The sequence below is a fragment of the Streptomyces sp. SID11385 genome, assembly GCF_010548245.1.
In the GTDB taxonomy this organism is placed as follows: Bacteria; Actinomycetota; Actinomycetes; order Streptomycetales; family Streptomycetaceae; genus Streptomyces.
Map to the genome: position 1 here is coordinate 1 of NZ_JAAGLR010000433.1, position 7,485 is coordinate 7,485.

General features: G+C 75.0%; 8 protein-coding genes and 1 pseudogene. 4 read left to right on the forward strand and 5 right to left on the reverse strand.

What is annotated here, in order from left to right; translation table 11 throughout:
- The 3 genes and pseudogenes from G3I42_RS13310 to G3I42_RS13320 all read right to left on the reverse strand — a co-directional run.
- Positions 1-286: pseudogene (locus tag G3I42_RS13310) on the reverse strand (PucR family transcriptional regulator); the annotation flags it as partial.
- A gap of 159 nt (positions 287-445) precedes the next feature.
- A complete protein-coding gene (locus tag G3I42_RS13315) occupies positions 446-1,498 on the reverse strand; it encodes an alpha/beta hydrolase (RefSeq protein WP_203606751.1) in 1,053 nt (350 codons plus the stop codon).
- A 284-nt stretch (positions 1,499-1,782) separates the two neighbouring features.
- On the reverse strand, positions 1,783-2,766 hold the full coding sequence (locus tag G3I42_RS13320) for an aldo/keto reductase (protein WP_164285652.1): 984 nt from the start codon (positions 2,764-2,766) through the stop codon (positions 1,783-1,785).
- Between the two features lie 97 nt (positions 2,767-2,863).
- Between G3I42_RS13320 and G3I42_RS13325 the strand changes: the two genes are divergently transcribed.
- Both G3I42_RS13325 and G3I42_RS13330 read left to right on the forward strand, forming a co-directional pair.
- Positions 2,864-3,247: a hypothetical protein gene (locus G3I42_RS13325; protein WP_164285654.1), complete on the forward strand. Its 384-nt coding sequence runs from the start codon at positions 2,864-2,866 to the stop codon at positions 3,245-3,247.
- Positions 3,244-3,537: a barstar family protein gene (locus G3I42_RS13330; protein WP_164285656.1), complete on the forward strand. Its 294-nt coding sequence runs from the start codon at positions 3,244-3,246 to the stop codon at positions 3,535-3,537. The genes G3I42_RS13325 and G3I42_RS13330 overlap by 4 nt, the downstream gene beginning before the upstream one ends.
- A gap of 257 nt (positions 3,538-3,794) precedes the next feature.
- On the opposite strand, the gene G3I42_RS13335 is transcribed toward G3I42_RS13330, so the two are convergent.
- Positions 3,795-4,472, reverse strand: coding sequence for a hypothetical protein (locus G3I42_RS13335; RefSeq protein ID WP_164285658.1), 678 nt, complete (start codon positions 4,470-4,472; stop codon positions 3,795-3,797).
- The gene (locus G3I42_RS13340) at positions 4,469-5,335 is read right to left on the reverse strand and encodes an alpha/beta hydrolase (protein WP_203606752.1); all 867 of its coding nucleotides are present in this window, start codon (positions 5,333-5,335) and stop codon (positions 4,469-4,471) included. The genes G3I42_RS13335 and G3I42_RS13340 overlap by 4 nt, the downstream gene beginning before the upstream one ends.
- Positions 5,336-5,702: 367 nt before the next feature.
- Here G3I42_RS13340 and G3I42_RS13345 point away from each other — a divergent pair, with 367 nt between their 5' ends.
- Together G3I42_RS13345 and G3I42_RS13350 are read left to right on the forward strand one after the other, a co-directional pair.
- Entirely contained in the window at positions 5,703-6,071 is a 369-nt protein-coding gene (locus G3I42_RS13345) for a VOC family protein (RefSeq protein WP_164285660.1), read from the forward strand.
- A 239-nt stretch (positions 6,072-6,310) separates the two neighbouring features.
- Positions 6,311-7,333 carry an alcohol dehydrogenase catalytic domain-containing protein gene (locus tag G3I42_RS13350; RefSeq protein ID WP_164285662.1) on the forward strand — a complete coding sequence of 341 codons (1,023 nt, stop codon included), beginning with the start codon at positions 6,311-6,313 and terminating at the stop codon, positions 7,331-7,333.
- Positions 7,334-7,485 lie beyond the last annotated feature (152 nt).

The following is a 7,485-nucleotide window of genomic DNA, read 5'->3' on the forward strand; positions in this document are numbered from 1 at the left end:
CGCGCGCCCCGCCGGGGCCGAGCGGGACGCCGGGCCAGTCGGTGGTGGGTGGCACGGGGGTCCGGGCGGGGCCGTCGACGCGGCGGCCGTCGGGCTCGCCCCGTATCCGCACGCCGTGCACGGGGTCGGCGAGTCGCGCCGCGCTGCCCGCGAGCACGGCGGCGCCGCGCACGAGCGCTTCGAGACCGGCGCGCTCGGCGGTGAGCCGGTCGAAGTAGGCGATGACCCGGACGGCTTCACCGGCGTCCGGGTCGAGAGCGGCGAGCCGCCCGGCGAGTTCTCTCATGCGGCCATCGTCCCCGTTTGGCCGGTCTTGGGGAAGCCCTCGCCCGGCAGCCCGGGGCGGGAGGACCCGGTTCCACGTGGCCCGGCCTCGTACGGACGGGACGGGGCGAGGCGGGCAGCGGCCGGAGGCTTTCGCTTCCTTCCGGCCGCTGCCGGTCGTTCATGCCGCCAGCAGCCTGCGCAGCCAGTCCGTGCGGGCGGCGCGGGCCGACTGGGAGAGGGCGGCCTGCGGTGCCATGCCGTCGAAGCCGTGGAAGCCGCCCGGCCAGACGTGGAGTTCGGCCTGGACGCCGCAGGCCCACAGGCGGCTCGCGTAGGCGACGTCCTCGTCGCGGAAGGTCTCCGCCGAGCCGACGTCCACGAACGCGGGCGGGAGGCCCGAGAGGTCGACGGCGCGGGCAGGGGCCGCGTACGGGGAGACGTCCGGGCCGCCGCGCCGCTCGCCGAGCAGCGCCGTCCAGCCGGTGTGGTTCGCCTCGCGGTCCCACACCCCGAGCCCGGCCATCTGCACGGCGGACGGAGTGTCGTTGCGGTCGTCCAGCATCGGGCACATGAGGAGCTGGCCGAGGAGCGCCGGGCCGCCCCGGTCCCTCGCGAGCAGGGCGACCCCGGCCGCGAGGCCACCGCCTGCGCTGCCGCCGCCGATGATGATCCGTTCCGGGTCGAAGCCGAGTTCCCGGGCGTGCGCGGCGGTCCAGACGAGGCCCGCGTAGCAGTCCTCGACCGGTGCGGGGTCGGGGTGTTCGGGGGCGAGCCGGTACTCCACCGAGACGACCCCGATGCCGAGGCCGCGCCCCCACTCGTCGAGCAGCTGCGGCAGGCCGATGAGCGCGTCGCCGATGATCATGCCGCCGCCGTGCGTGTGGTAGAGCACGGGGATGTCGCCGGTGAGCCCGGCGGGGCGGCAGATGTAGAGGGTGATGTCGGGGTCGCCCGCCGGGCCGGGCACGGTCCGCTTCTCGACCTCGAAGGCACCGTCCGCGCGCAGCTCTTCGAGCGTGGGTGAGGGGAAGCCGAGGACGGCCTCGCGCGAGCGCGCCAGTTCTTCCAGCGGCGGTATCCGCACCGGGCCGAGGGCCTCAAGGGCCGCCGCGAGTTCGGGGTCGAAGGGCGGCGGAGGCCCGAGCGGGGCCGGAGCGGTGAGCGGGGAGGACGTGACGGGGCCGGTGTCCGGGGTGGTGGCGGCCGGAGTGGCCTCGGGGTGTGCGGTCATACGAACGGCTCTCCCTACGACGTAGGCGGACAGCGGAAGGATCGGCGCGCGGTGCGCGGCACGGCACGGCGTCCGGGACCGGCGGGGGACCCGACCGCCTCCTGTCCCGCGCGGACGGCCGGAACCCCTCCGGACGTGAGCCAGATTGCCGGGGGTGAGGGGTGGTGGTGCAGACGCCGTCCGGCGGGGATGGCCCGCCGGACGGCGGGGTGCCTACCGCGTCAGGCCGGGTACCGCGTCACACCGTCCGCCGCCGCGTCACGCCGTCCACCACGTCACGCCGTCTACCAGCGTCCCGCCACCTGCGGTTCGATCTCGCGCGCGTACAGCTCGTGGATCGCCGTCAGCGTCTCCTGGCCGAGCGGCGGCAGTTCGGCCGCCGCCGAGTTGGCGCGGGCCTGCTCGGGGTTGCGGGCGCCGGGGATGACGGTGGTGACGCCGGGCTGCTGGACGATCCAGCGCAGCGCGGTCTGTGCCGGGGTCGCGCCCTCGGGGGCGAGCGCGGCGAACTCGCGCGCGGCGGCGACGCCGGTCGCGAAGTCGACCCCGGCGAAGGTCTCGCCCTGGTCGAACGCCTCGCCGTGGCGGTTGAAGGTGCGGTGGTCGTTGGGCGCGAAGGTCGTGTCCTCGGTGTACTTGCCGCTCAGCAGCCCCGAGGCGAGCGGCACGCGCGCGATGATCCCTACCCCGGCGGCGCGCGCGGCGGGCAGCACCTCGTCGAGCGGCTTCATACGGAAGGGATTGAGGATGATCTGCACGCTCGCGATCCCGGGCCTGGCGATCGCGGTGAGCGCCTCCGCGCACGTCTCGACGCTCACGCCGTACCCGGCGACGCGCTCCTCCGCGACGAGCGTGTCGAGCGCGTCGTAGACCTCGTCGGAGGAGTAGACGGGCGTCGGCGGGCAGTGCAGTTGTACGAGGTCGAGGCGGTCGACGCCGAGGTTGCGGCGCGAACGGTCGTTCCAGGCACGGAAGTTGTCGAGTACGTAGTTCTCGGGGAGCTGGTCGACGCGGCGGCCCATCTTCGTCGCGACCGTGATCCCGGAGCCCGGGTGGTCCTTGAGGAAGGCGGCGATGGTCTGCTCGCTGCGGCCGTCCCCGTACACGTCGGCGGTGTCGAAGAAGGTGACGCCGGAGTCGGCGGCGGCCTCCAGGACGGCATGGGCGTCCTTTTCGTCCACGTCGCCCCAGTCGGCGCCGAGCTGCCACGTACCGAGGCCCACGACGGAGACGGAACGGCCGAGCCTGCTGAATTCACGCGATTCCATGGGGCCAGTGTGGCACTCGGTGCGGGCGGCCAGGGCCGCTGACCGGCGCGATCGCGGGCTTCTTGGCGCGCGGCGCGGGCGTCGTTAGTGTGCGTGGATGCCCCACACACTTGTGGTCGGTTACGACCCCGAGGGAATTCCCGGCGCGGACGGTCCCGCCCTGCGGGCGCTCCTCGACGCCGAACTCGCCCGCTTCGCCACGTACGGCGTCAGCGCCGACATGGTCCTCGTGAAGTACGACGAGCACGCCGAGCCCGCCCTCGCGAAAGCGCTCGCGAGCCGCGCGTGGGACGTCGTCGTCATCGGCGGCAGGCTGCGCAAGGCGGAGCCGCTGCTGCCCCTCTTCGAGGCGGTCGTCAATCTTGTACGTCGCCATGCCCCGCAGGCGGCGATCGCCTTCCACACGAGTGGCGGCGACAGCGTGGAGGCCGCGCTGCGGCAGCTGCCCGACGCCGCTGCGCGCGGGGAGTCCGCACGATGACGGACGCCGAGCTGGTCGTCGACCTGCGCGGGCGCCCGATCGCGACGCTCGACGACTTCTGGGAGGCCGTACGGGAACCCTGCGGCCTGCCCGCCTGGTTCGGCCGCAACCTCGACGCCTGGGCGGACGCGATCGACGCGCGCGGTGTCTCCGACGCGATCGACCGCCACGCCACCCTGACCGTGCACGCCGACCGCCAGGGCCTCTTCGCCGACACCGACGCCCCGAAAGCGCGCGCGCTGGCCGCGACGTTCGACGGCGTACGGAACCGCCTCGTCCTCCACCCCTGACACCCCGGCGTGACGGACTCCCCGTACGGGCCCCGCACAGCGGGCCGCCACCCGAGGAGCGCCAGGGCCCCGGCGTCACCTCGGGGCACCGCGCCCGGAACCTGTCCCGGCCAGTACGTACAGGGCCGGGCGGCGGGACGGGCTGAGGCGCCGGCGTTCGGGGTGGGCTTCGGGGTGGGCTGACGTGGCGTGCCGAGCACACCCCCGATGGCCGCCGCCGCGCCCCCTCCCCCGGGTCCCTGTTCCGCCGCCCCGCGCTACCCCCGTTCTCCCACCGGTCTCCCGTCCCAGCGCCAGCCGTTCGAGCGGTCGGGCAGGCCGGGGAGGGAGGCGCGGCCGGTGGCCCAGCGGAGGGTGGGCCAGGGGGGTGCGAGGTGGCGTGGGACGTCGGGGAAGAGGCGGTCCAGCGACCGGGCGACGAGTGGTTCGGGTGGGGTCCACTCCAGGTCGAGGCCCTGTGCGAGGTCGTCGGTGTGCACCAGTGTCTCCACGATGCCCATCGCGGCGAAGCCGGACGCGTCCGACCGTCCGAAGACGTGGTGGGCGCGGGCGTGCGGCGGCGCGACCCGTACGACCGCCGCGAGCAGTCCGCCGCAGGCGTCGATCACGCGCAGCAGACCGGCGGGGCCGTGTGCGGGGTCGGCGCGGATCGTGTTCGCGGGGCCGCCGGGCGTCGTGCTCTCCCAGCGGAAGGGCACGTCGTCGTCGCCGGGTGGGGTGGCGGGGGCGAGTTGGGCCGCGTAGGCGAAGAGGTCGTCGGCGAGGTGTTCTCCCGTCTCCCAACAGCTCCAGGTCAGGGGGCCCGCGGGGGCCGACCACGACGCCGCGCTTTCGGTGGCGGCGGCGGGTGCGAGCGCCGCGAGGGCGCACGCGACCGTCTCGCGTACGTCGTCGGCCCAACGGGCACCTTCATCCTCGGTGGTCGTCCCGCTCACTTCATCAACTCCCTGATGAGAACCGCTGATTCCTCCGCCGCCGCGAGCCAGCCCCCGTGCCCGCCCGGCAGCGCCACGGGGTGCAGGCCGAGGCGGGAGGCGAGGGTGACGGCGGGCTCGCGGCACAGCGCGCCACGCGTCTCGCGCCCGACGGCGAGTACGAGCCGGCCCGCGGCGGCCGGTCCGCGCAGCGCCTCGACGTCGGGCAGCCACGAGGTGAAGGAGCGCAGTTCGTGCTCCAGGAAGACCGGACCGTTCGCGAACAGGCGTGCCGCCAGCTCGGGCGCCGGCTCCCACCGGTCGCCGCCCGCCCCGGCCCACGCGGCGAACCGCGCCCCCGCCGGGCCCACCCCCTCTCGTACGAACGTCTCGTGCACCGACGCGATGAACGCCCTGTGCTCCTCGGCCTCCGGCAACAGGCCGAAGGCCGGGGGTTCCTGAGCGAGGACACGGCGCACGAGGGCCGGGTGCCTGGCGAGCAGGTCCAGGGCGACGAGCGCCCCGTCGCTGCCCCCGATGACGTCGGCGGGCCCGCCCCCGAGGTGCGCGACGAGCGCCGCCACGTCGTCGGCCTGCCGCTCCACGGTCTGTGTGCCGGGTGGCCCGTCGAGCACGCTGCGCGAGTACCCGCGCGGGTCGAGCGCGACGACCGTGTACGCGTCGGCCAGCAGCGGCGCGAACGCGTCGTACACCCCGGCGTCTCCCCCACCGCCGGGCAACAGAACCAACAGCGGCCCCCTGCCCTGCACTTCGTAGTGGATGCGTGCACCCGGCACGGGCAGCAGCCCGGCCTGCGGACACGCGGGGTCGCCCTCCCCGCCGTCCTGGCCGTTGCCTCCCGCTCCGCACTCCCTCGTCTCCATGACCCGCGAGGCTACGGGCCCCTCCCGCGCGCCCGCGAACCCTTTTCGCCCCCACCCGATGCCACCCGCTCCCGAGCACACACCCACGCCCTCGCCCGCACTCTCGGCCTCACCCCGCGCCTCCCTCCGACCGCCGCCCGGCCTCTCGCCGGACGTCATGCCCACTGCCGCACCACCAAACCCACAAGCCACCCACAAGCCCCCGATCGGGTGAAACACCCGCGAAGGGGAACTTCATCGCCTCGACGGAACGGCCCCGACCGGCGTCCCGGCCGACGCTCCCCCCATCACCCCTTCACCTGTCAACGCCCGCCGTTCTTCGTGGAATTGACTGGCCGCCGCCCCCACACCGTGCTCTCCTCCCTCCATGGCATCTCTCATCAGGCACCTGACCATCGACTGCGCCGACCCTCACGCGCTCGCCACCTTCTGGGCCGCCGTCCTCGACGGCGCGCTCGCCGAGGACGACTTTCCCGGCGACCCCGAGGCGACGGTGCTCTCGACGGGCACGGCGCTGCTCTTCGTACGCGTCGACGAGCCCAAGACCACCAAGAACCGCTGGCACGTCGACCTCCAGCCACAGGACCGCACACGCGACGAGGAGGTGGAGCGGCTGCTCGCCCTCGGCGCCACGCTCCACGAGGACCACCGCCGCCCGGACGGCGAGGGCTGGGCCACGCTGTGGGACCCCGAGGGGAACGAGGTGTGCGTGGAACGGAGCGCGGGCGAACGGTGAGGAGCCGCCGCACGGTGAGGAGCATCGGCGCGGCGAGGAGCCGCCGAACGGCGAGGAGCCGCCGCGTGGCGAAAGACGTCGGACGGTGCGGCTGGGCAGGTGGCCGTGCGGCGAGTTCCCGTCACGGCGCGCTGGAGCGCGGGCCGGTCGGCGGACGCGTCCCTCCTCGGTGGTAGGCCGCGAGGACGACGCGGTAGAAGTGAGGACGACAGCGCAGCCGAGACACAGGGACGTACGAGATGAGCCAGGAGCAGCGCACGCACCGCGCGATGCGGGTCGAGGCGGCCGGCGGGGGCTTCACCGAGGCGCGGGTGGAGACCGGGGAGCCGGGGCCCGGGCAGGTGCGCATCGCCGTGGAGGCGTGCGGGGTGTGCCACTCGGACACGGCCGTCGTGAGCGGCGCCATGGGCAATCCCTTTCCCGTCACGACCGGGCACGAGATCGCCGGCCGGATCGACGCGCTCGGCGCGGGGGTCGACGGCTGGGCGGTCGGGGACAGGGTCGCCGTCGGGTGGTACGGCGGAAGTTGTGGGCACTGCGATGCATGTCGTACCGGAGACGGAGTGCTCTGCCCCGAGGCGGAGATCCCCGGTGTCGCCTACCCGGGCGGGTACGCGGAGTCCGTGATCGTGCCCGCCGTGGCACTCGCCGCGATCCCCGACGGGCTCGGCGCGGTCGACGCGGCACCGCTCGCCTGCGCCGGGGTCACCGTGTACAACGCCTTGCGGCGCAGCGCGGCGCGGGCCGGGGACACGGTCGCGATCCTGGGCCTCGGCGGGCTCGGTCACCTCGGCGTGCAGTTCGCCGCGAAGATGGGTTTCCGCACGGTGGCCATCGCCCGCGGGGCGGAGAAGGGCCCTCTCGCGACGGAGTTGGGCGCGGCGCACTACATCGACAGCACGACGCAGGACGTCGCCGCCGAACTCCAGGCGCTCGGCGGCGCGAAGGTCGTGCTCGCGACCGTCACGCAGGCCCAGGCCATGGCCGACGCCTTCGAGGGGCTGGGCCGTCGCGGCGAACTCGTCATCGTCGGCGTCGCCCCCGAGCACCTCGACCTCACCGCCGCGCAGTTCGTGGACCGGGCCCGCCGCGTCTACGGCCACGCCTCCGGGATCGCCGTCGACACGCAGGACACGCTCCGCTTCGCGGCGGACACCGGCGTCCGCCCCTGGACGGAGGAACGGCCGCTCGCGGAGGCCGACGAGGCGTTCGAGCGCATGCGGAGCGGGGCGGCACGGTTCCGGATGGTGCTGACGGTGTGAGGCGGGGCGCCCGGCGGCGCGGGGGGGGTGACGGTACGGGACGCGCGGTCCGTGCGGCGCCTCCCGTCCCGTACCTCCGCCCCGCGACCGCCCGGCCGCCGCCCCGCGTGGCCCGTACCGCCGCTCCGCACCCGCCCCGAGCCGTCGTCGCG

Coding starts and splice junctions, on each gene's coding strand:
- G3I42_RS13315 (WP_203606751.1), bottom strand. CDS start 1,498: ATGACCGCACACCCCGAGGCCACTCCGGCCGCCACCACCCCGGACACC.
- G3I42_RS13320 (WP_164285652.1), bottom strand. CDS start 2,766: ATGGAATCGCGTGAATTCAGCAGGCTCGGCCGTTCCGTCTCCGTCGTG.
- G3I42_RS13325 (WP_164285654.1), top strand. CDS start 2,864: ATGCCCCACACACTTGTGGTCGGTTACGACCCCGAGGGAATTCCCGGC.
- G3I42_RS13330 (WP_164285656.1), top strand. CDS start 3,244: ATGACGGACGCCGAGCTGGTCGTCGACCTGCGCGGGCGCCCGATCGCG.
- G3I42_RS13340 (WP_203606752.1), bottom strand. CDS start 5,335: ATGGAGACGAGGGAGTGCGGAGCGGGAGGCAACGGCCAGGACGGCGGG.
- G3I42_RS13345 (WP_164285660.1), top strand. CDS start 5,703: ATGGCATCTCTCATCAGGCACCTGACCATCGACTGCGCCGACCCTCAC.
- G3I42_RS13350 (WP_164285662.1), top strand. CDS start 6,311: ATGAGCCAGGAGCAGCGCACGCACCGCGCGATGCGGGTCGAGGCGGCC.